The organism is Cupriavidus sp. HE11, from assembly GCF_056097175.1.
Window position 1 is genome coordinate 2,782,401 of record NZ_CP184464.1, and the last position, 22,552, is coordinate 2,804,952.

22 protein-coding genes are annotated in these 22,552 nt (G+C 64.4%); 15 read left to right on the top strand and 7 right to left on the bottom strand.

All coding sequences use genetic code 11. The features are described from left to right. Window positions 1-7 precede the first annotated feature (7 nt). The 6 genes from ACOABP_RS12865 to ACOABP_RS12890 all read left to right on the top strand — a co-directional run bounded on the left by ACOABP_RS12865 (window position 8) and on the right by ACOABP_RS12890 (window position 6,337). On the top strand, window positions 8-1,042 hold the full coding sequence (locus tag ACOABP_RS12865; protein ID WP_474227830.1) for a methionine ABC transporter ATP-binding protein: 1,035 nt from the start codon (window positions 8-10) through the stop codon (window positions 1,040-1,042). Continuing rightward, window positions 1,032-1,685, top strand: a complete 654-nt coding sequence (locus tag ACOABP_RS12870; protein WP_474225431.1) for a methionine ABC transporter permease — start codon at window positions 1,032-1,034, stop codon at window positions 1,683-1,685. Before ACOABP_RS12865 ends, ACOABP_RS12870 begins: the two co-directional genes overlap by 11 nt. Window positions 1,686-1,727: 42 nt before the next feature. Next, window positions 1,728-2,522 (top strand): MetQ/NlpA family ABC transporter substrate-binding protein, encoded by a 795-nt coding sequence (locus ACOABP_RS12875; protein ID WP_474225432.1) that lies wholly within the window; start codon window positions 1,728-1,730, stop codon window positions 2,520-2,522. A 209-nt stretch (window positions 2,523-2,731) separates the two neighbouring features. Next, the gene (locus ACOABP_RS12880) at window positions 2,732-3,481 is read left to right on the top strand and encodes an electron transfer flavoprotein subunit beta/FixA family protein (protein ID WP_066739205.1); all 750 of its coding nucleotides are present in this window, start codon (window positions 2,732-2,734) and stop codon (window positions 3,479-3,481) included. Between the two features lie 18 nt (window positions 3,482-3,499). Further along, complete coding sequence (locus ACOABP_RS12885; RefSeq protein ID WP_474225434.1) at window positions 3,500-4,435, top strand: electron transfer flavoprotein subunit alpha/FixB family protein; 936 nt, start codon at window positions 3,500-3,502, stop codon at window positions 4,433-4,435. A gap of 117 nt (window positions 4,436-4,552) precedes the next feature. Continuing rightward, window positions 4,553-6,337 (top strand): acyl-CoA dehydrogenase, encoded by a 1,785-nt coding sequence (locus ACOABP_RS12890; RefSeq protein WP_474225435.1) that lies wholly within the window; start codon window positions 4,553-4,555, stop codon window positions 6,335-6,337. A 72-nt stretch (window positions 6,338-6,409) separates the two neighbouring features. Here ACOABP_RS12890 and ACOABP_RS12895 read toward each other — a convergent pair whose 3' ends face one another. Next, window positions 6,410-7,714, bottom strand: coding sequence for a D-amino acid dehydrogenase (locus ACOABP_RS12895; protein ID WP_474225436.1), 1,305 nt, complete (start codon window positions 7,712-7,714; stop codon window positions 6,410-6,412). Window positions 7,715-7,823: 109 nt separating this feature from the next. Here ACOABP_RS12895 and ACOABP_RS12900 point away from each other — a divergent pair, with 109 nt between their 5' ends. Both ACOABP_RS12900 and ACOABP_RS12905 read left to right on the top strand, forming a co-directional pair. Beyond that, complete coding sequence (locus ACOABP_RS12900; RefSeq protein ID WP_474225437.1) at window positions 7,824-8,339, top strand: Lrp/AsnC ligand binding domain-containing protein; 516 nt, start codon at window positions 7,824-7,826, stop codon at window positions 8,337-8,339. 69 nt (window positions 8,340-8,408) lie between these two features. Then, a complete protein-coding gene (locus ACOABP_RS12905; protein ID WP_474225438.1) occupies window positions 8,409-9,551 on the top strand; it encodes a PA0069 family radical SAM protein in 1,143 nt (380 codons plus the stop codon). Window positions 9,552-9,896: 345 nt separating this feature from the next. On the opposite strand, the gene ACOABP_RS12910 is transcribed toward ACOABP_RS12905, so the two are convergent. From ACOABP_RS12910 to ACOABP_RS12925, 4 genes are all read right to left on the bottom strand, one after another. Next, on the bottom strand, window positions 9,897-10,400 hold the full coding sequence (locus tag ACOABP_RS12910) for an NINE protein (protein WP_474225439.1): 504 nt from the start codon (window positions 10,398-10,400) through the stop codon (window positions 9,897-9,899). 67 nt (window positions 10,401-10,467) lie between these two features. Next, complete coding sequence (locus tag ACOABP_RS12915) at window positions 10,468-10,617, bottom strand: hypothetical protein (RefSeq protein ID WP_474225441.1); 150 nt, start codon at window positions 10,615-10,617, stop codon at window positions 10,468-10,470. Window positions 10,618-10,853: 236 nt separating this feature from the next. Further along, window positions 10,854-11,267 carry a hypothetical protein gene (locus ACOABP_RS12920; protein ID WP_474225442.1) on the bottom strand — a complete coding sequence of 138 codons (414 nt, stop codon included), beginning with the start codon at window positions 11,265-11,267 and terminating at the stop codon, window positions 10,854-10,856. 187 nt (window positions 11,268-11,454) lie between these two features. Next, a complete protein-coding gene (locus ACOABP_RS12925) occupies window positions 11,455-12,603 on the bottom strand; it encodes a PQQ-dependent sugar dehydrogenase (RefSeq protein WP_474225443.1) in 1,149 nt (382 codons plus the stop codon). 174 nt (window positions 12,604-12,777) lie between these two features. Between ACOABP_RS12925 and rpsP the strand changes: the two genes are divergently transcribed. The 5 genes from rpsP to ACOABP_RS12950 all read left to right on the top strand — a co-directional run bounded on the left by rpsP (window position 12,778) and on the right by ACOABP_RS12950 (window position 15,868). Next, entirely contained in the window at window positions 12,778-13,035 is a 258-nt protein-coding gene (gene rpsP, locus ACOABP_RS12930; protein ID WP_066739114.1) for a 30S ribosomal protein S16, read from the top strand. A gap of 58 nt (window positions 13,036-13,093) precedes the next feature. Then, complete coding sequence (gene rimM, locus ACOABP_RS12935) at window positions 13,094-13,762, top strand: ribosome maturation factor RimM (RefSeq protein ID WP_474225444.1); 669 nt, start codon at window positions 13,094-13,096, stop codon at window positions 13,760-13,762. 31 nt (window positions 13,763-13,793) lie between these two features. After that, window positions 13,794-14,576 carry a tRNA (guanosine(37)-N1)-methyltransferase TrmD gene (gene trmD, locus ACOABP_RS12940; protein WP_474225446.1) on the top strand — a complete coding sequence of 261 codons (783 nt, stop codon included), beginning with the start codon at window positions 13,794-13,796 and terminating at the stop codon, window positions 14,574-14,576. Between the two features lie 68 nt (window positions 14,577-14,644). Further along, complete coding sequence (rplS, locus tag ACOABP_RS12945; RefSeq protein WP_066739159.1) at window positions 14,645-15,040, top strand: 50S ribosomal protein L19; 396 nt, start codon at window positions 14,645-14,647, stop codon at window positions 15,038-15,040. A gap of 147 nt (window positions 15,041-15,187) precedes the next feature. Beyond that, the gene (locus tag ACOABP_RS12950; RefSeq protein ID WP_474225447.1) at window positions 15,188-15,868 is read left to right on the top strand and encodes a CoA pyrophosphatase; all 681 of its coding nucleotides are present in this window, start codon (window positions 15,188-15,190) and stop codon (window positions 15,866-15,868) included. A gap of 12 nt (window positions 15,869-15,880) precedes the next feature. Here ACOABP_RS12950 and ACOABP_RS12955 read toward each other — a convergent pair whose 3' ends face one another. Then, window positions 15,881-16,726, bottom strand: coding sequence for a sulfurtransferase (locus tag ACOABP_RS12955; RefSeq protein ID WP_474225449.1), 846 nt, complete (start codon window positions 16,724-16,726; stop codon window positions 15,881-15,883). 219 nt (window positions 16,727-16,945) lie between these two features. Here ACOABP_RS12955 and dnaE point away from each other — a divergent pair, with 219 nt between their 5' ends. Continuing rightward, entirely contained in the window at window positions 16,946-20,449 is a 3,504-nt protein-coding gene (gene dnaE, locus ACOABP_RS12960; RefSeq protein WP_474225450.1) for a DNA polymerase III subunit alpha, read from the top strand. A 16-nt stretch (window positions 20,450-20,465) separates the two neighbouring features. After that, the gene (locus ACOABP_RS12965) at window positions 20,466-21,701 is read left to right on the top strand and encodes a glycosyltransferase (protein ID WP_474225452.1); all 1,236 of its coding nucleotides are present in this window, start codon (window positions 20,466-20,468) and stop codon (window positions 21,699-21,701) included. Here the strand turns inward: ACOABP_RS12965 and ACOABP_RS12970 are convergent. Continuing rightward, a complete protein-coding gene (locus ACOABP_RS12970) occupies window positions 21,646-22,416 on the bottom strand; it encodes a glycosyltransferase family 2 protein (RefSeq protein WP_474227831.1) in 771 nt (256 codons plus the stop codon). The genes ACOABP_RS12965 and ACOABP_RS12970 overlap by 56 nt on opposite strands. Window positions 22,417-22,552: the final 136 nt, after the last annotated feature.

Consider the following 22,552-nt stretch of genomic DNA (forward strand, 5'->3'; position numbering starts at 1 on the left):
TCTCTTCATGATCGAACTGCAAGGACTCTCGCAGCGGTTCCCCGGCGGGTCGGGGGAAGTGCATGCCCTGCGCGATGTCAGCCTCTCCATCGCCGCCGGCGAGATCTTCGGCATCATCGGCCGAAGCGGCGCCGGCAAGAGCACGCTGGTGCGTGCCATCAACCTGCTGAACCGGCCCAGCGGCGGCCGCGTGATCGTCGACGGACAGGATCTGACCGCGCTGTCCAACGGCGCGCTGCGCGAGGCGCGTCGCGAGATCGGCATGATCTTCCAGCACTTCAACCTGCTGTCGTCGCGCACCGTGTACGACAACGTGGCGCTGCCGCTGGAACTGGCGGGCAAGTCGAAGCAGGAGATTGCGGCAACCGTCGAGCCGTTGCTCGAATTGGTGGGCCTGTCGAAGCTGCGCGACCGCTATCCCGCCCAGATCAGCGGCGGGCAAAAGCAGCGCGTGGGCATTGCGCGTGCGCTGGCCAGCAAGCCCAAGGTGCTGCTGTCCGACGAAGCCACTTCCGCGCTGGATCCCGAAACCACGCGCTCGATCCTGGAACTGCTCAAGCAGATCAACAAGGAACTGGGCCTGACCATCGTGATGATCACGCACCAGATGGAGGTCATCAAGCAGGTCTGCGACCGCGTGGCCGTGCTCGAAGCCGGCCAGGTCGTGGAAACGGGCCGCGTGATCGACGTGTTCCTGCGTCCGCAGCACGAAGTCACCCGCGCGATGATCGGCGACGTGATCGCGCAGGAGTTGCCTGCCAGCGTGCTAAAGCGCGTGGAAAGCCGTCTTGGCAACGGCCGCGACCACGTCTATCGCCTGGCTTTCACGGGCGAAAACGTCGACCAGCCGGTGCTGGCGCAGGCCATTCGCCAGCACGGCCTGGACTTCAATATCCTGCATGGCCATATCGACGAGATCCAGGGCCAGGCCTTCGGCTCGCTGGCGATCATGGCGACCGGCGAACCCGCAGACGTGCGCGCGGCAATGGACTACCTGCAGACGCAGGGCGTAGTGGTGGAGGAGATCGAACATGTGGTCTGAAATGTTTGACCTGTTCCTGTCGTCGTTCGGCGAGACGCTGCTGATGGTGGCGATCTCGGGCGTGGTCGGGTCGCTGCTGGGCGTGCCGCTGGGCGTGCTGCTGCACCTGACCAACCGCGGCGGCGTGCTGTCGCATCCGCTGTTCAACCGCACGATCGGCGTGGTGGTGAACGCGGTGCGTTCGATTCCGTTCATCATCCTGCTGGTGGTGGTGATCCCGTTCACGCGCTTTATCGTCGGATCGTCAATTGGCACCACGGCGGCCATCGTGCCGCTGACGATTGCCGCCGTGCCGTTTATCGCGCGGCTGGTGGAATCCGCGTTGCGCGAAGTGGACAAGGGCCTGGTGGAAGCCGCGCAAGCGATGGGCGCCACCACGGGCCAGATCGTCTGGAAGGTGCTGCTGCCCGAGGCCATGCCCGGTATCGTGGCGGGTTTGACGATCACGTTCGTCAGCCTGGTTGGCTATTCGGCCATGGCCGGCGCCATCGGCGGCGGCGGGCTCGGCGATCTGGGCATCCGCTATGGCTACCAGCGCTACATCACCGAGATCATGGTGGCCGTGGTGCTGATCCTGATCGTGTTCGTGCAGGCCGTGCAGAGCTTTGGCGACTGGCTGGTCCGCCGTATCAGCCATCGTTGATCCAGAATAATTCTTCGCAGGGAAACTCAGGGGTAAAACGCAATGCAACGTCGTAGTGTGATCAAGAGCGCCATCGTCGCGCTGGGTGTCGTGGTGTCGGCTGGCGCGTTCGCGCAGGACAAGCCGATCAAGGTCGGCGTCACGGGTGGCCCGCACGCCCAGATCATGGAGCAGGTCAAGAAGGTGGCGGCCAAGGACGGCCTGAACATCCAGGTGGTGGAATTCAGCGACTACATCCAGCCCAACGCGGCCCTGGCTGCCGGCGACCTCGATGCCAACAGCTACCAGCACCTGCCGTACCTGGAAGCCCAGATCAAGGACCGCGGCTACAAGTTCACGCATATCGCCTTTACGGTGACGTTCCCGATGGGCGTCTACTCGAAGAAGATCAAGTCGCTGGACCAGATCAAGCAGGGTGCCCGCGTGGGCGTGCCGAACGATCCCACCAACGGCGGTCGCGGCCTGTTGCTGCTGCAGTCCAAGGGCCTGATCAAGCTGCGCCCGGAAGCCGGCCTGAAGGCCACGCCGCTGGACATCGTCGAGAACCCGAAGAAGATCAAGATCGTGGAACTGGATGCTGCCCAGCTGCCGCGTTCGCTCGATGACCTCGATGCTGCCGCGATCAACGGCAATTACGCCGAATCTGCCGGCCTGTCGCCGACGCGCGATGCCATCGCCACGGAAGGCCCGAAGGGTCCGTATGCCAACCTGATCGCGATCCGCGCCGCCGACAAGGACAAGCCCTGGGTAGCCAAGCTCGTGAAGGCGTACCACTCGCCCGAGATCAAGGACTACGTACAGCGCACTTTTAAGGATTCCGTGATTACCGCCTGGTAATTTCTGGAGTTTTTCATCCAAACTCTGTGCCTGCAGGGCATCCTGCGGCACAATCGGGATGAATTTTTTGGATTGCCGGCTATGCCCGGCAATTCTTTGTCTATAAAATAGTACGATCGTTCGAAAAACAAGAGAGTCGCCACCCCGGTGGTTATAATGGCGAGCGATTCAAAAACTTTGGAACTATCAGCTATCAGTGGAGTGAGCGCATGAAAGTACTCGTCGCAGTCAAGCGGGTGGTGGACTACAACGTCAAGGTCCGCGTGAAGTCGGATGGCACGGGCGTCGACCTGGCCAACGTCAAGATGAGCATGAACCCGTTCGACGAAATCGCCGTCGAAGAGGCCGTGCGCCTGAAGGAAGCCGGCGTCGTCACCGAGGTGATCGCCGTGTCGTGCGGCGTGGCCCAGTGCCAGGAAACCCTGCGCACCGCGATGGCCATCGGCGCCGACCGCGGCATCCTGGTGGAGTCGAACGAAGACCTGCAGCCGCTGGCCGTGGCCAAGCTGCTCAAGGCGCTGATCGACAAGGAACAGCCGAGCCTGGTGATCCTGGGCAAGCAGGCCATCGACGACGATTCGAACCAGACCGGCCAGATGGTGGCCGCGCTGGCCGGCCTGCCGCAAGCCACGTTCGCCTCGAAGGTGGTCGTTGCCGACGGCAAGGCATCGGTAACGCGTGAAGTGGATGGCGGTCTGGAAACCCTGTCGGTGAAACTGCCGGCCGTGGTGACCACCGACCTGCGCCTGAACGAGCCGCGCTACGTGACGCTGCCGAACATCATGAAGGCGAAGAAGAAGCCGCTGGATACCGTGAAGCCGGAAGACCTCGGCGTCGACGTGAAGCCGCGCCTGCAGACCGTCAAGGTGGTCGAGCCGGCCAAGCGCAGCGCTGGCGTGATGGTGCCGGACGTTGCCACGCTGGTGCAAAAGCTGAAGTCGGAAGCCAAGGTTATCTGAGCGCGGGGGAGATAGAACATGACTGCACTTGTCATTGCTGAACACGACAATCAATCGATCAAGGCCGCCACGCTGAACGCCGTGACGGCTGCCGCCCAGTGCGGCGGCGACGTCCACGTGCTGGTGGCCGGTTTCAACGCCCGCGCTGCGGCCGACGCAGCCGCGAAGATCGCCGGCGTGGCGAAGGTTCTGCTGGCCGACGCACCGTACTTCGGTGACGGCCTGGCCGAAAACGTGGGCGAACAGATCCTGGCCATCGCCAGCGACTACTCGCACATCGTTGCCCCGGCGACCGCCTCGGGCAAGAACATCCTGCCGCGCGTGGCCGCCAAGCTGGACGTGGCGCAACTGTCGGACATCACCAAGGTCGATTCGCCCGATACGTTCGAGCGTCCGATCTACGCCGGCAACGCCATCGCCACGGTCAAGTCGGAAGACAAGATCAAGGTGATCACGGTGCGTGGCACGGCGTTCGACCCGGCCGCAGCCGAAGGTGGCTCGGCTGCAGTGGAAACGCTGCCGGCCGTGGCCGATGCGGGCATCTCGCAATTCGTGTCGCGTGAAGTGACCAAGAGCGACCGTCCGGAACTGACCGCCGCCAAGATCATCGTCTCGGGTGGCCGTGGCGTGGGTTCGGGCGAGAACTACACCAAGGTGCTGACCCCGCTGGCCGACAAGCTCGGCGCCGCGCTGGGCGCATCGCGTGCCGCAGTCGACGCCGGCTTCGTGCCGAACGACTACCAGGTGGGCCAGACCGGCAAGATCGTGGCCCCGCAGCTGTACATCGCCGTCGGTATCTCGGGCGCGATCCAGCATCTGGCCGGCATGAAGGACTCCAAGGTGATCGTGGCGATCAACAAGGACGCTGAAGCCCCGATCTTCTCGGTGGCGGACTACGGCCTGGTGGGCGACCTGAACACCGTGGTGCCCGAACTGGTGGCAGCACTGGGCTGATACGGCCCCAACGGCCGGTTCAACATCGCATTGAACCGGCCGCAAGCAGAACTACTATAAAGCCGTTCCGGGTAGCTTCCCGCGAGCGGCTTTTTTGCAGGATCGTGGAGACATACGATGACCTATCGCGCACCACTCAAGGACATGCAGTTCGTCATGAACGAACTGGCAGGGCTTGAACAGATCAGCCAGTTGCCCGGCTATGAAGAGGCAACCCCCGATACAGCACAGGCAGTGCTCGAAGAGGCCGCCAAGTTCAACGAACAGGTGGTGGCGCCGCTGAACCGTGCGGGTGATCTCAACCCCAGCAGCTGGAAGGATGGCGTGGTTACCACCACGGCGGGCTTCAAGGACGCTTTCCGCCAGTTTGGCGAGGGCGGCTGGCAGGGCGTGCTGCATCCGGCGGAGTTCGAAGGCCAGGGCCTGCCCAAGCTGATCGCCACGCCGTGCATCGAGATGCTGAACAGTGCGAACCTGTCGTTCGCGCTGTGCCCGCTGCTGACCGACGGCGCCATTGAGGCGCTGCTGACGGCTGGCAGCGATAGCCAGAAGGCCACTTTCCTGCCGAAGCTGATCTCGGGTGAATGGACGGGCACGATGAACCTGACCGAGCCGCAGGCCGGTTCGGACCTGGCCGCGGTGCGCACGCGCGCCGAGCCGCAGGGCGACGGCACGTTCAGGATTTTCGGCACCAAGATCTTCATCACGTACGGCGAGCACGACATGGCGGACAACATCGTCCACCTGGTGCTGGCACGCACGCCGACCGCGCCCGAGGGCGTGAAGGGCATCTCGCTGTTCATCGTGCCGAAGTTCAAGGTGAACGACGATGGGTCGCTGGGCGAGCGCAACGACGTGCAATGCGTGTCGATCGAACACAAGCTCGGCATCAAGGCCAGCCCCACGGCGGTGCTGCAGTTTGGCGACCATGGCGGTGCCATCGGCACGCTGGTGGGCGAAGAGAACCGCGGGCTCGAGTACATGTTCATCATGATGAACTCGGCACGCTTTGCGGTGGGCATGCAGGGGATTGCGATCTCCGAGCGCGCCTACCAGCAGGCTGTGGCCTACGCGAAGGACCGCGTGCAGAGCCGCCCCGTGGATGGATCGGCGCGCGAGGCCGTGACGATCATCCACCATCCGGACGTCAAGCGCATGCTGATGACGATGCGCGCGCTGATCGAAGGCGCCCGCGCCGTGGCCTACGTGGCCGCCTCTGCCAGCGACATCGCGCACCAGCATCCCGATGAAGCCGTGCGCAGCCAGAACATGGCGCTCTACGAGTTCCTGGTGCCGGTGGTGAAGGGCTGGAGCACCGAGCTGTCGATCGACGTGACGAGCCTGGGCGTGCAAGTTCACGGCGGCATGGGCTTTATCGAGGAAACGGGCGCGGCGCAGCACTATCGCGATGCCCGCATCCTGCCGATCTACGAAGGCACGACGGCCATCCAGGCCAACGACCTGGTCGGCCGCAAGACCGTGCGCGACGGTGGCGCCGTGGCGCGCGCCATCTGCGCAAAGATCGCCGAAACCGAAGCGGAACTGGGCAAGCACGGCGGCGCGTCGTTCAAGGCCGTGCAGGCGCAGCTGAAGCAGGGACGCGAGTCGCTGGAAGCCGTGGTGCAGTTCGTCGTCGAGAACACCAAGGGCGATCCGAATGCGGTGTTCGCTGGCAGCGTGCCTTACCTGAAGCTCTGCGGCATCGTGCTGTCGGGCTGGCAACTGGGCCGCGCCATGCTGGCGGCCGATGTCAGGCGCGCGGAAGATCCGGCGTTCTACGACGCCAAGATCGCCACTGCGTATTTCTTCGGCCAGCACATCCTGTCGCAGGCATCGTCGCTGCGCGCGGCTATCGTGGAAGGAGCGGAGCCGATCAACGCCATGACGGCCGATCAGTTCTGATCCTCTCGACGCATCGTAGAAAAGCGAAAGGGCGACCCAAGGGTCGCCCTTCCTGTATCTGCGGGAAGTGAATCAGGCCGGCACCGGGCGCGGCACGTGGTGCGCGCGGGGCTGCTTGCGATAGCGGTCCACCGACAGGTCGTCGGCGCGGATTGCCGGACGCGTGCCCGATACCAGGTCGGACAGCAACTGGCCCGAGCCGCAGGCCATCGTCCAGCCCAGCGTGCCGTGGCCGGTGTTGAGCCACAGGCCGCGAATGCCGGCAGGGCCTACCACGGGCGTGCCGTCCGGCGTCATCGGACGCAGGCCAGTCCAGAACGTGGCGCGGCTGACATCGCCAGCGCCCGGGAACAGGTCGTTGACCACGTGTTCGAGCGTGCGGCGCTTGTTCGGATCGAGCGAACGGTCGTAGCCGACGATCTGCGCCATGCCGCCCACGCGGATGCGGTCGTCAAAGCGCGTGATCGCCACCTTGTAGGTTTCGTCCAGCACGGTCGATACCGGGCTCTTCTCGGCGTCGAGCAGCGGCACCGTGATCGAGAAGCCCTTGAGCGGGTAGACCGGCAGGTTCGACAGCCCCGGCAGCACCGGCTTCACAAACGGCGTGGACCAGCTGCCCAGCGCCACCACCACGGCATCGGCCAGCATCGGTTCGCCGCCGACGATGGCGCCGGTCACGGCGTCGCCCTGGGTCAGCAGGCCATCGATCGACCGGTTGTACTGGAACTGCACGCCGATCGATGCAGCCATGGCTGCCAGCCGTTCGGTAAACAGCTGGCAGTCCCCGGTTTCATCGTTCGGCAGGCGCAAGCCACCGGCCAGCTTTTGGCCAGCGGCGGCCAGCGCCGGTTCGCTCGCGCCGAGTTCGTCGCGCGAGAGCAATTCGTAGGGCACGCCGGCTTCCTCCAGCACGGCGATGTCGCGTGCGGCGGCTTCCAGCTGTGCATCAGTACGGAACACCTGCAGCGTGCCCTGCTGGCGGCCCTCGTAGGCGATGCCGGTCTCGGCGCGCAGCGTGCGGATGCAGTCGCGGCTGTATTCGGCCAGACGCACCATGCGTTCCTTGTTCACGGCATAGCGGTCGGCCGTGCAGTTCTGCAGCATCTGCCACATCCACTGCAACTGGAACAGCGAGCCATCGGGTTTGATGGTCAGCGGCGCATGTTCCTGGAACATCCACTTGATTGCCTTCAGCGGCACACCCGGTGCGGCCCACGGCGACGCATAGCCCGGCGAGATCTGGCCGGCATTGGCAAAGCTGGTGCCAAGCGCGGGGCCGCCTTCGCGGTCCACCACGGTCACTTCGTGACCGGCCCGGGCCAGGTACCACGCACTGGTGACGCCAATTACGCCACTGCCAAGAACAAGAACGCGCATTTTCGGGGGCTCCGTACTGCCAAATAGGGCTATGGAAGAATTCGCTTCTATACTATTGACTTCGAAGCAGTGTTAGTTCGCGAATTTCTTACAAAAACAGGAAACATTCATGAGAACAAGCCGTCAGCCGATTCGTTCGCTGGATCGCCTGGATCGGAAGATCCTGGGGGTGCTGCAGGCCGATGGCCGGATATCGATGAAAGACCTGGCGGAGGCGGTGGGACTGACGATCACGCCCTGCATCGAGCGCGTAAAACGGCTGGAGCGCGATGGGGTCATCATGGGGTACTACGCACGGCTGAATCCGACCCTGCTGGGCAGCGCGCTGCTGGTGTTTGTCGAGATTTCCCTGAACAACAAGTCGGGCAACATGTTCGAGCAGTTCCGGCGCGAGGTGCTGCGCATCCCCGAGGTGCTCGAATGCCATCTGGTCTCGGGCGATTTCGATTACCTGATCAAGGCACGCATCCGCGAGATTGGCGAGTACCGCCGGCTGCTGGGCGACATCCTGCTGCAACTGCCGGGGGCCGCGCAGTCGAAGAGCTACGTCGTGATGGAAGAGATCAAGGAGACGCTGGCGATTGCGGTGGATGCCAAGGAAAGCGGCGTGTCCGGCACGGCCTGAGATCCGGCTTGGGGTCGGGCTGCTGATACTGTATATTTGTACAGTATTCGATCGCCCCCGGACTCATCCATGCCCCCGATTCCGATGCCGCCCCGCAAGGGCCGCGGTGCTGTCAGCAACCTGCAGGGACGCTTCGAACGCGACCAGCGCGAGGCATTTGACGACGGCTGGATGGAGCCCGATGCGTCGCCGGACGGCGATGGAACTGGCGCCGATTCGGCATTGCCGCCGAGGCTTGTGACGCAGGTCACGCGCGAGCAGGCCAGGTCGATTCTGTCCCGCAATGCTTCGCCCGATATCCCGTTCGATACGTCACTGAATCCGTATCGCGGCTGTGAACACGGCTGTATCTATTGCTTCGCCCGTCCCACGCACGCGTATCTGGATCTGTCGCCGGGGCTCGATTTCGAGACAAAGCTGTACGCCAAGGCCAATGCCGCGGAGCGTCTGCGCGATGAGTTGTCCCGGCCCTCGTATCGCTGCGAGACGATTGCGCTGGGCGTGAATACCGATGCCTACCAGCCCATCGAGCGCGAACAGCGCATCACGCGCGGCGTCCTGGAAGTGCTGCGCGACACCGATCATCCGGTGGCGCTGATTACCAAGTCATCGCTGATCGAGCGCGACATCGACCTGCTGGCGCCGATGGCGGCGCAGCGGCTGGCGGTGGCGGCCGTGACCATCACCACGCTCGATGCCGACCTGGCGCGCACGCTGGAGCCCCGAGCAGCCACGCCAACGCGCCGGCTGCGCACGATACGGGAACTGACCGATGCCGGAATTCCTGTGGGCGTGAGTGTGGCGCCGGTGATTCCGTTCATCACCGAGCCCGATCTGGAGAGAATTCTGGAAGCCGCACATGAGGCGGGTGCGGTCTACGCGAACTACATCGTGTTGCGTCTGCCGTGGGAAGTGCGCCCGCTGTTCCAGGAATGGCTGCAGGCGCATTTTCCCGACCGTGCCGAGCGGGTCATGAACCGCGTGCGCGAAATGCGTGGCGGCAAGGACTACGACGCCGATTTCGCCTCGCGCATGCGCGGCACGGGAATCTGGGCCGATCTGATCCGGCAGCGGTTCTACAAGGCCGCGGATCGTCTCGGGTTTCGCTATAACCGCTTCGAGCTCGATACGTCGCGGTTCCGTCCACCACCCAGGCCGACACGATCGATGCGGCCACGCGGCGGCGAGGACAAGCAGGGCTCGCTCTTCTGAGTCTCTTTGCGGGCCGTGGCAGGTGAATCGAGACTATCGTCGATCATGCGGCAGGCAAGTTCCAGTGCCGCCCTGGCACTGGTTGGCGGCAGGCCTGACGACATGGCCAGCCGCACGGCAATCGCTGCCAGGCGTCCTTCCTCATAGCTGGGATGTTCCATCTGCGTCTCCTTCGCAGCCCTGCGTGTGATGCAGCGCTGCCTGTGATCCGGACCTAAGCAGTATGGTCGTTTTACGAGTTGGAGGAAGGCTTAATGCGGCTGGACTTGCGATCGGTCAATGCCGTGCGCGCTGCGGTACCTGCTGCGCGCGGTTGCGCATTGCCGGAGGACTACCGGACAGGCGTTATTCCTGCGACAGCGCCTTGGCGGCTTCCACCTGCGATTCGAAGAAGGTCTGGAAGCTGATCGCCAGTCCGGCCATCAGCAGGCCCGTACCGATCATCAGGGAGAGGATGACGAGAATGACCACGGGCCAGCCCGAGCGCGTGGGCGTGCCGTGGGCGTTGTAGCGGGCATCCCATTTGTCGTCGGGCCGCAGGCCGAACACGATGGCGGTCAGGAACGCGCTGATGACCGATACGCCACCCGCGACTGCGAAGACCCAGTTCAGGGCGGGACTGCCCGCACCCACGATCAGCGATGTCACGCCGATCGCGCCGGCCACCGTGGCAAGCAGATGGGCCCAGCCGAACACGTCACGCAGGCTCTTCAGGTAAAAGCGATGTGCACCGAGGCTGCCAAGCAGGAAGGCCAGCGCGACGGTGATCAGTTTGGATTTGCCGCCACGCATCTTGAGCGGGCTGGCGGGGTCACGGGCAATGGCGGGGGCTTGGCTGGCGGCAGGCATCGTAGGCGAGGCTAGGCGAACGGAAAATCCCTTCGATGCCGGCGGCATCGGCGCCCATTGTATAGCGTCAGGATGGCCAGATCGACGCCAGCGCACCGGCGACCATCTCGGAGATATGCGTTTCGCTGTACAGCACCAGCGTCAGCATCAGCATGAACAGCAGCGACAACGACAACTGGCCCGCGTGTCGGGCCAGGTCGTGAAGAAGGGGAGACAAGATGAACCTCGACGGATCGTTCTTGTGGAGGCCGCGCCCAGCCCCGGGGACCCGGACAGTGGGTGCCGGGCAGAGGCAGGTCAGTTTGATTGCCGTCTGCGCAACAACGGCACGCTGGACGGCCCCGGACAGCGCCGGGCGGCAGCCTGTGCGGCGTTTTCTGGCGCGCACTCAAGACTGACCATGGAAAAAGGCCGGAAGTTCCGGCCTTTGGGCGGGCTTGCGAGACAAGTGCGTCAGCGTCCGCCGTCGCGGCCGCGCGCTTGCCAGCCGGGGCCGACATTGGCGGGGCGCATCTCGGAGCTGCGCATCGATCCGTCGCCGCCATTGTTGCGGTCGGCGCCGCCGGGCTGGCGCGCTCCGCGCTCTTCGTTCTGGCCGCCAGGGCCGGGTGGCCGGCCGCTCAGCCGGTCGTCGTTACGGGCGCGCTGTTCCATGCGATCGATCTGTGCCTGTACGTGATCGCGGTTCTCCGAGCGTACGGCAGCCATGTCCCAGCCGGGGCCTACGCGGCCCATGCGTACGGGGTGCTCGGCGAAGGCGCGCTGCCAGAAGGCAACTTGTGCGTGGCTGGTGGCAATTGAGCCAACCAGGCCGATGACGGCCACGGTACCAGCCACCAGATGGCGCAGGTGGGGGCGGGTAAGCATGTGCAATCCCAAAGTCCTGTAGCAGGTGATGAGTCAGGCGTTGGGTTCATGGTACTTAGGGAGGCTGTGATGGCCTATGCGAAACCCGTTACCGGTGTAACGGATTGTTTCGTCATTTTTGCCACCTTTGGCGCGTCCGCCGGAATGCCGCCTGGCACCGGGCCTGGCGGCGATTGGAGGCCTTTTTTCACGGCGCGTAACGGATGCGATAGATGGCGTCGGCCATGTCGTCGCTGACCAACAATGAGCCGTCGGGTGCGACCTGGACGTCCACCGGTCGCCCCCAGGGGCTGCCGTTGCGCAGCCAGCCTTCGGCGAATACCTCCTGGCGCACGGCGCGGCCATTCTCGTCTACCACCACCCGCACGATGCGATAGCCGCTGCGTTCCGACCGGTTCCAGCTGCCGTGTTCGGCAATGAAGATGTTGTTCTGGCGGTACTCGGCCGGAAACTGGTTGCCCGTGTAAAACTGCATGCCCAGCGCAGCCACGTGCGCACCCAGCTTCGCCACTGGCGGTACGAATGCCGAACAGGGGCGCTGCTTGCCGAACTCGGGGTCGGCAATGTCCCCGGCGTGGCAAAACGGGAATCCAAAATGCTGGCCGGGCTGCGTGAGGCGGTTCAGTTCGTCATCGGGTTGGTCGTCGCCGAGCCAGTCGCGGCCGTTGTCCGTGAACCAGAGTTCATGCGTGGCCGGATGCCACGCGAATCCCACCGTATTGCGCACGCCCTTTGCCACCACCTGCAGGTCCGAGCCGTCGGGCTTCATCTTCATGATGTTGGCGTAGCGGTTCTCGTCGCGTGCGCAGACGTTGCAGGGCGCGCCGACGGGTACATAGAGATAGCCATCAGGGCCGAAGGCAATGAACTTCCAGCCGTGATGCGTCTCGGTGGGTAAGGTGTCGTTCACGGTCACTGGCCTGGGCAGGTCGTCGGTCGACGACTGCACGTGGGCCTCGATATCGTCCAGCCTGACAATACGTGATGTCGACGACACAAAAAGCGAGCCGTCGCGAAATGCCACGCCGACCGGCATGGTCAGCCCCGTAGCCACTACCCGGGGTTTGGGGTTGGGCCCCAGCGGCGACGTCAGCGCGTAGACTTTGCCCTCGCCTCGGGATCCCACGTAGAGCGTGCCCTGCGGCGATAATGTCATGCCGCGTGCGCCAGGCACGTTGTCGGTCAGCACTTCGATACGGAAGCCCGGCGGCAGCTTGATGCGATCGACCGGCGGTGCGGCCACGGCGTGCTGACTCCAGGCCATGATGCCGAGGGCAATTGTGGCAACAGCGCGGGCTGTCGCCATCAGATCGAAGAAGTGTCGATTCGGTCGCATGGCATCCCTCCGGTTCGCGGTTTTCGCCACGATGCTATGCCGCTAGTGTTGCGTCAACAGCGCTTCATGCGGGCCGCATCGTGCTGGAAAGCCCTAAGTGTTTGTTTGGACTCGGGAAGTGGGCTATACTCTTGCGTTTCGTGTTCGCACACCCCGTTTTTTCGAGGACTTAACATGGTCGTAATCCGTCTGGCTCGCGGCGGCAGCAAGAAGCGCCCGTTCTTCAATATCGTTGCTACCGATTCGCGCAACCGTCGCGATGGCCGTTTCATCGAGCGCGTTGGTTTCTACAACCCGCTGGCTTCCGACAAGGAAGAAGGCCTGCGCGTTGCGCAAGACCGTCTGGCCTACTGGCAAGGCGTTGGCGCCCAACTGTCGCCGACCGTTGCCCGTCTGGTCAAGGAAGCCGCCGCCAAGGTTGCTGCTGCCTGATAGTCATGCAGGCGCGCCTTCACCGGTGCGCACTGATGCGCAAGGACGCTCCGTCAACGTGACTGGCAACACCACCGGCCGCAAGCCGCTGAATCTGTCGACTGCCGCCACCCAGGGTGGTGCCGCTGGCCGGGAGGCAAAGCTGCCCGCCTCGCTGCTGTTCACGGACAGCCTGCCCGACGATCTCGTCGAGGTTGGCTATGTGGGCGCCGCATACGGCATCCGCGGCTGGATCAAGGTCGAGCCGCATGCGGACGACGCCTCCGCATTGCTTCATGCCCGCCGTTGGTGGCTGCTGCGTGCGCCGGCTGCCGGCGTGGTAGCGGCGCCGGCACAGGCGACGGAAGCTGTCAGCATCAAGATTTCCCAGTCGCGGGAACATAGCGGTACCGTGGTGGCGCAAGCTGCCGGCGTTTCGGATCGCAATGTGGCGGAAATGCTCAAGGGCCGCCGCGTCTGGATCCGGCGTGCGGATTTTCCCGCGCCGGAAGAAGGTGAGTTCTACTGGGTGGACCTGATTGGTTGTGCCGTGGTCAACGAGCAGGGCGACACGCTCGGCGAGGTGACCGGCCTGATCGACAATGGCGCCCACCAGATCCTTCAGGTGGCATACCAGCTGCCGGACGGCAAGGCCGCTGAGCGGCTGATCCCGTTTGTCGACGCATTCCTGCGTACGGTCGATACCTCGGCCCGGCGCATCGTGGTCGACTGGGGGCTGGACTACTGAAGTTCCTGAATTGCCGTCAAGGGAGACGCGGATGCAGTTCGATGTAATCTCGCTGTTTCCCGAGATGTTTCGCGCGCTGACCGACTGGGGCATTACCAGCCGGGCGGCCAAGCAGCAGCGTTATGCGCTGCGCACCTGGAATCCCCGCGACTTTACGGTCGACAATTACCGGACGATCGACGATCGCCCTTACGGCGGCGGACCTGGCATGGTGATGCTGGGCAAGCCGCTGGAAGATGCGATCGATGCCGCCAGCGCGGCGCAGTCGGACGCCGGTGTCGAACGGCCGCACGTGGTGCTGATGTCGCCGCAAGGCGCAACGCTGAGCCATGCCAAGGTCATGGAACTGGCGCAGCGCCCGGGGCTGGTGCTGCTGTGCGGGCGGTACGAGGCGATCGATCAGCGTTTGATCGACCGTCGCGTGGACGAGGAAATCAGCCTCGGTGATTTTGTGCTGTCGGGTGGTGAACTGCCCGCGATGGCGCTGATCGACGCCGTGGTGCGGCATCTGCCCGGCGTGCTGGGCGATGCGCAGTCGGCGGTGCAGGACAGCTTCGTCAACGGCCTGCTCGACTGTCCGCATTACACGCGGCCGGAAGAATATGAAGGCGTGCGGGTGCCCGATGTGTTGCTCGGGGGCCATCACGCCGAGATTGAAAAATGGCGGCGCCAGCAGGCGCTTGCCAATACCGCGCGCAAGCGCCCCGATCTGATCGTGGCGGCGCGCGAGCAAGGGTTGTTGTCCAAGGCCGACGAGAAGTACCTGTCGACCCTGGCAGCGAAAGCAGGGCAGGAGTTCGCTCCCGCCAAGTGAAACCCCATCCTCTGCCGGGGCCCCGAACGTGGGTAAATAACGCCGGTAAGATGGTTAAGGAGAAAACGATGAACCTCATCGAGCAAATCGAGAAGGAAGAGATCGCGCGTCTGACCGCGAACAAGACCATCCCCGCATTCGCACCTGGCGACACCGTGATCGTCAACGTGAACGTGGTGGAAGGTAACCGCAAGCGCGTGCAGGCTTACGAAGGCGTGGTGATCGCCAAGCGTAACCGTGGTCTGAACAGCTCCTTCATCGTGCGCAAGATCTCGTCGGGTGAAGGCGTGGAACGTACGTTCCAGCTGTACTCGCCGCTGATCGCCGGCATCGAAGTGAAGCGTCGCGGTGACGTCCGTCGCGCGAAGCTGTACTACCTGCGCGAGCGTTCGGGCAAGTCGGCACGTATCAAGGAAAAGCTGGTGACGAAGGCCAAGGTTGCCGCCGTCGCTGCAGCAGAATAAGCTTTTCTGCGCCAGGCACCGGGCAACCGGTGCCAAGCCGGCATTGCGAAGGACACCCTCGGGTGTCCTTTTTGCATTTCTGGCGCCGTGGTTGTCCATTTATGTTGCAATGCAACATTCTGACGTTCTGTCATACTTGACGGCGTTATGCGCCCCAAATTCGATCCCGAGGCGCTGCCGGTCGTGGAGACCGACAGCCGCCGCGCGCCGCTCAGTGCGCCGCGCATGCAACCCGATTTCATCCGGCACCGACTGCTCTCGCCCCCGGCATGGGAACCCGAGCTGACTGACGAGTCGCGCGTCTACGACCGCACACGCGGGCTGCGGCAGGCGTCGGTACTGGTGCCGCTGGTCGAGCACACCGACGGCCTGACCGTGCTGTTGACCCAGCGGAACGCAAACCTGACCGCTCACGCCGGCCAGATCAGCTTTCCGGGCGGCAGCCAGGAAACCTTTGATGCCGACCGGATTGCCACGGCGCTGCGCGAGACCGAGGAGGAAATCGGCCTCAAGCGTGACTTCATCGAGGTATTGGGATCGTTGCCGGACTACATCACCGGCACCGGGTTCCATGTGAGCCCGGTGGTGGGCCTGGTCCATTCCGGCTTTACGCTGCAGCCCGATGCAGGCGAGGTGGCCGAAATCTTCGAGGTGCCGCTGGCGTTCCTGATGGACCCCTCGCGGCACGAGCGCCGCGTGCTGCGCTGGGAAGGCGGCGAGCGGCAGTTCTATTCGATGCCGTATCCGCGCGAAGGCGGTGGCCATCGTTTCATCTGGGGCGCGACGGCAGGGATGCTACGTAACCTCTACCATCTGCTGGCGGCCTGATCGGCCTGACGCTCAGGCAGCGGCCGTGGCCGTGTCCGCGCAATGCGGGCAGCTCTGGCCCACCACGTATTTCGGGTGCTGCTGTTCCTCGGGCGTCACCACCGCGCGGCAGGCAAAGCACTGCACCGGGCCCGCGGGCTCCAGGTTCGGGTTCAGCGCGGTCCGGTAGTCGAACACGAAGCAGTCGCCGTGGTAGTGGCTGCCGCCGACTTCCTCGAAGTACTTGAGGATGCCGCCTTCGAGCTGGTACACGCGCTCGATGCCCACTTCCTGCATGTGAATTGCCGCCTTTTCGCAGCGGATGCCGCCGGTGCAGAACGACACCACGGTCTTGCCTTCGAGCGCCGCCTTGTTTTCGGCCACGGCCGGCGGAAATTCGCTGAATTTCGTGATGTTGTACTCGACCGCATCGTCGAAGGTGCCAACCGCCACTTCGAAATCGTTGCGGGTGTCGAGCATCACCACCGGACGGCCTTCGTCGTCATGGCCCTGGTCAAGCCAGCGCTTGAGATCCACCGGGCGCACCGACGGCGCGCGGCCCGATTCCGGGCGGATCAGCGGCATCTTCATGGTGATGATTTCCTTCTTGGCGCGCACCAGCATGCGCTTGAAGGGCTGATTGTCCGACTGGCTTTCCTTGGGGGCGATATCGGCAAACCGGGCATCGGCGTGCAGCCAGGTCATGAAGCTGTCGATCTGTTCGCGCGTGCCGGCCAGGAACATGTTGATGCCTTCCGGCGCCAGCAGGATCGTGCCCTTCAGGTCAGCCGCCTCGCAGCGCTCGCGCATGGCGGGGCGCAGGGTCTCGATATCGTCGATCGTGACGAACTTGTAAGCCGAAATGTTGACGATCTGCATGGAATGATGCCGCCGGGCCGGGCGCCGCAGGGTTGCTGCAGGTCGCGCCAGGGCGCTCGGTAACTGCCTGATTGGAAAGGCGAAATTATAGCCGCTTGGCGCCTCCGCCGATACCCGCCGCGCACAGGCCCGGGCGAGTGCCGCCCTGTGCATGCCGAGGTGTTACTTTGCGAAAACTCTCAGAGTGAGCGGCGGGGGGAGCCGGTACAATGGCGCCCTATGTCTGCACCCCGCTTCGTACACCTGCGCCTCCACTCCGAATACTCGGTGGTGGACGGCATCGTCCGTCTCGATGACGCCGTCAAGGCCGCCGCCAAGGATGGCATGGGCGCGCTCGCGCTGACCGACCTCGCCAATGCCTTCGGCCTGATCCGCTTCTACAAGGAAGCCCGTGGTGGCGGCGTCAAGCCCGTGGTCGGCGCCGATGTCTGGCTGACCAACGCCGATGACCGCGACAAGCCGGCTCGCATGCAGTTGCTGGTGCAGGACCGTATCGGCTACCTGAATCTCTGCACGCTGCTGTCGCGTGCCTGGCTGGGCAACCAGTACCGGGGCCGCGCCGAGCTGGAGCCTGGCTGGTTCGATGAACCGGGCGAGGAAGGTTTGCCGCTGGCGACGGGCCTGATCGCGCTGTCCGGCGCGATGGGCGGCGACGTGGGCCAGGCGCTGGCGAACGGCAATCCCGACGGGGCGCGCCGCGCCGCGAGCCATTGGGCCAAGGTATTCCCGCAGCGGTTCTACATCGAGTTGCAGCGCGCGGGCCATCCGGGCACCGACGCCTATGTGCAGCAGGCCGTGCAGCTGGCTGCCGCGATGCAACTGCCGGTGGTGGCGACGCATCCGGTGCAGTTCATGACGCCGGACGACTTCACCGCGCACGAGGCGCGCGTCTGTATCGCCGAGGGCGAACTGCTGGCGAACCCGCGCCGCACGCGCAAGTTCACGACCGACCAGTACTTCAAGACGCAGGACGAGATGTGCGCGCTGTTCGCCGACATCCCGTCGGCGCTGCAGAATTCGGTGGAGATCGCCAAGCGCTGCAACCTGACGCTGGAACTGGGCAAGCCGCGCCTGCCGCTGTTCCCGACACCCGATGGCATGTCGCTGGACGACTACCTCGTGTTCATGGCGAAGGACGGCCTGGAAAAGCGCCTTGTCGTGCTGTTCCCCGACGAGGTCGAGCGCGAGAGCAAGCGCACCGAGTACTACGCGCGACTCGAATTCGAGACGGGCACCATCATCAAGATGGGCTTCCCGGGCTACTTCCTGATCGTGGCGGACTTTATCAACTGGGCCAAGAACAACGGCGTGCCGGTGGGTCCGGGCCGGGGTTCGGGTGCCGGTTCGCTGGTGGCCTACGCGCTGGGCATTACCGACCTCGATCCGCTCAAGTACGCGCTGCTGTTCGAACGTTTCCTGAATCCGGAGCGGGTCTCGATGCCCGACTTCGATATCGACTTCTGCCAGCACGGACGCGATCGCGTGATCACGTACGTGAAGGAAAAGTACGGCAAGGAGGCTGTCTCGCAGATCGCCACGTTCGGCACGATGGCCGCCAAGGCGGCGGTGCGCGACGTGGGTCGTGTGCTGGACCTGGGCTATGGCTTTGTCGACAGCGTAGCCAAGCTGATTCCGTTCAAGCCGGGCAAGCTGGTCACGCTGGAGGAAGCCAAGAAGGAAGAGCCGGCGCTGGCCGAGCGCGAACGCAACGAAGAGGAAGTGCGCCAGCTGCTGGAGCTTGCCCAGCGCGTGGAAGGCATGACGCGTAACGTCGGCATGCACGCCGGTGGCGTGCTGATCGCGCCGGGCCGCCTGACCGATTTCTGCCCGCTCTACACCCAGGGCACCGACGGCATGAGCGGTGTGGTGAGCCAGTACGACAAGGACGACGTGGAAGCGGCCGGCCTGGTCAAGTTCGACTTTCTGGGCCTGACCACGCTGACGATCCTGGACTGGGCCGAGCGCTATATCCGCCGGCTGGATCCGAGCAAGGCCGACTGGAACTGCAGCCAGATTCCGCTCGACGACGGCCCCGCGTTCGAAATCCTCAAGAGCGCCAACACGGTGGCGGTGTTCCAGCTGGAAAGCCGCGGCATGCAGGGCATGCTCAAGGACGCCAAGCCCGACCGCTTCGAGGACATCATCGCGCTGGTGGCGCTCTACCGTCCGGGCCCGATGGACCTGATTCCAAGCTTCTGCGCCCGCAAGCACGGCCGCGAGAAGGTGGAATATCCGGATCCGCGCGTCGAGCCGGTGCTCAAGGAGACCTACGGCATCATGGTCTACCAGGAGCAGGTGATGCAGATGGCGCAGATCATCGGCGGCTACTCGCTGGGTGGCGCCGACTTGCTGCGCCGGGCCATGGGCAAGAAGAAGGCCGAGGAAATGGCCAAGCACCGCGAGCTGTTCCGCGAGGGTGCCGACAAGAACGGGCTGAGTTCGCAGCAGGCCGATGATATCTTCGACCTGATGGAGAAGTTCGCGGGCTACGGCTTCAACAAGTCGCACGCGGCCGCCTATGCGCTGCTGGCGTACTACACGGCGTGGCTCAAGGCACACCATCCGGCCGAATTCATGGCAGCCAACATGTCGCTCGCCATGGATGACACGGACAAGGTGAAGATCCTCTACGAGGATTGCCGCCTGAACAAGATCGAGGTCCTGCCGCCGGACGTCAATGCCAGCGAATACCGCTTTGCGCCGACCAATGCCAAGACCATTCGCTATGGCCTGGGTGGCATCAAGGGGTCGGGCCAGGGCGCCATCGAGGACATCCTGCGTGCCCGCGAGGAAAAGCCGTTTGCGGACCTGTTCGATTTCTGCGAACGGGTGGATCGTCGCCAGGTCAACCGGCGCACGATCGAGGCGCTGATCCGCGCCGGCGCGTTCGACAGCCTTAACGACAACCGCGCACAGCTGCTGGCTTCTGTGTCGATCGCGATGGAAGCGGCCGAACAGAAGGCCGAGTCGGCCAACCAGGTGTCGCTGTTCGATCTCATGGACGATGCGGGCGACGCCCATCGTCCGGCGCTGATCGACGAGCCGCGCTGGACGGCCAAGCGCACGCTGCAGGAAGAAAAGCAGGCGCTGGGCTACTACTTCTCGGGCCACCTGTTCGATGCCTCGCGCGACGAGGTACGCAAGTTCGTGAAGGGCACGCTGGGCGCGCTGGAAAAGGAAGTGCAGGGCAACGGCGGCGGCTACGGCCGCGACGTGCGCGGCAAGGTGGTTGCCGGTGTCATCATGGGTGTTCGCACGCAGATGACCCAGCGCGGCAAGCTGATCATCGTCATGATCGACGATGGCACGGCGCAGATCGAAATGACGGTGTTCAACGAACTGTACGATGCCAATCGTCATATGTTCCGCGAGGACGAACTGATCATTGCCCAGGGCAACGCGCGGCACGACACGTTCACGGGCGGCGTGCGCTTCACGGCCGAGTCGGTGATGGATCTGGTGACCGCCCGCGCCCGCTACGCCGACGCAGTGTGCCTGGGCTTCAACGGCAATGCGTCCACCGAACGCCTGCGTGAACTGCTGACGCCGTTCCTGGCCAATGTGGCACAGGTGCCGGGCGTGCCGGTGCGTATCCGCTACGTCAACAAGTCGGCCCAGTGCGAGGCGACGTTGGGCGACCAGTGGCAGATCACGCCTTCCGAGGAAGCACTGACGACCCTGCGCGATGCGCTGGGCGACAGCGTGCGCGTGCTTTATGCCTGAACGAGTGGCGGCGGGCATGCGCAGGCAACGGATCCTGTTTCACGTCACGCATTTCCTGCACGGTGGCATCGAGACTTCGCTGGTCTCGCTGCTGACGTCGCTGCAGGACCGGTTCGACCTGGCGCTGACGGTCACCTACCCCTCGCCGGAACTGGCGTCGCATTTCCGTGCCCGGCTGCCGGCCAGCGTGGAAGTCCATGTGCTGGCCCCCGAGCGCTGGCTGTCGCATTGCCGTCAGCTCAAGAAACAGCGCAAGCTGGGCGTGCTGGGCAAGATCTACGAGGAAGTGCTGCTGCCACCGGTGCGCAAGCCGGTGGTCAGACGCCGCTTCATGAAGCTCCTGGAGCAAGGCGGGTTCGACATGGTCGTGGACTACGACATGTCGCTATCGCGCATTACCGGGCCGCTGCCCGTGCCGATGATCGGCTACCAGCATTTCAGCGTGGCGCACCTGGCGCGCGGGCATGGGCGCAAGCTGCGCAAGCTGCGCAAGCTGCGGCACCAGTGCAAGGTGGATTATGACGCGGTGGTCATGCTCACGGACAGCATGCTGGCCGACGCCCGCGAGCTGATGCCTGACGCTGCGTCCCGGCTGGTGCGGCTGTACAACGCCATCGACCTCGACAGTATTCGCGCCCGGGCCGCACAGCCGCTGGAGACTGGGCAGGTGCCGGCCGAGCCGTTCATCGTCTCGGTGGGGCGGCTGGAGGAAAGCCAGAAGGACTTTACGTCGCTGCTGCATGCCTATGCGCGGCTGGTCGAGCAGGGCATTGGCGAGCGGCTGGTGCTGGTGGGCGATGGCGCGTCCAGGCCCAAACTCGAAGCGCTGGCGAAATCGCTGGGACTGGCCGATCGCGTGACGTTCGCGGGTTTCCAGTCGAATCCCTATGCGTGGATTCGCCAGGCCCGTCTGATGGCGTTCAGTTCGAAGATGGAAGGCTTGCCTAACGTGCTGCTGGAAGGGCTTGCCGTGGGGCAGGTGGTGGTGAGCACGGACTGCCCGACCGGCCCTCGCGAGATTCTTGACGATGGCCGCGCGGGGCTGCTGGTGCCGGTGGGTGATGTCGAAGGGCTTGCCGGGGCGATCCGCAGTGGCCTGCAGGATGCCGCATTGCGGCAGACGCTGCTGACCCACGCCGCCCGCCACATCGAACAGATGGGGTTCGGCCCCACGGGTCAGGCGTTCGGCGCGCTGGTCAGTCGGCTGACGCAGGCGGATGTTTCGCCTGCTGCTGCAGCAGCCAGAGCTTGATGTACTTGTAATAGCTGGCCTGGCCGTTCATCAGCGCGACGGCCAGACCTTGCGGGCCGTCGAGAAAGCCGCGGCGCAGCAGCCAGGTGCGCAGGAACGCCCAACTGCCGTGCGTCCAGGCGCTGAACACCGTGGCGCGCTTGCCGCGCTGGAATGCCTGCCGGGCGCCCAGGGTGGAGTACTGGTCGATCTTGCGCAGCACCTGCGAGAAATCGTCGTAGGTGTAGTGCAGCAGCGGGGTTTGCAGATGGCCGATCGGCCCGTCGGTGACCACGTTCTCGTGAACGATATCGTCGGTGAAGCGGGCGCGGCCGGTGCGGAACACGCGGGTCAGGCGGTCGGGGTACCAGCCGCTGTGGCGCATGAAGCGGCCGCAGAAGCGCGACAGTCGCGGCATGTCGTAGGCGTCGGCGCGGCCGGAGTCGATGGCAGCCAGGATTTCGTCGCGCAACGCGGGCGTGACGCGCTCGTCGGCGTCGATCGACAGCACCCATTCGCTCTGGACCTTGGACAGGGCGAGGTTTTTCTGGGGGCCGAAGCCGGGCCAGGTTGCCGTTTCATGGACTTCGGCACCCATGGCGCGGGCAATCTCCAGCGTGCCGTCCGTGCTGCCGGAGTCCACTATAATCGCGCGGTCGCACCAGGAGACGCTTTCGAGGCAGTCCCGGATATTGTGTGCCTCGTTCTTTGTAATCAGTACGGCAGAGATTTTCATAGACATGCTTGCGATGGATCCCGCAGACCGGATTTGCCCGCCATTCTAGCGGCAGTCGGCGCGGGCCCCGATCGGCAAGTGGAGCCAACGTGAAAGACAGCAAAAAGCAAACGCCCCAGGAATCCGACACCCTCAA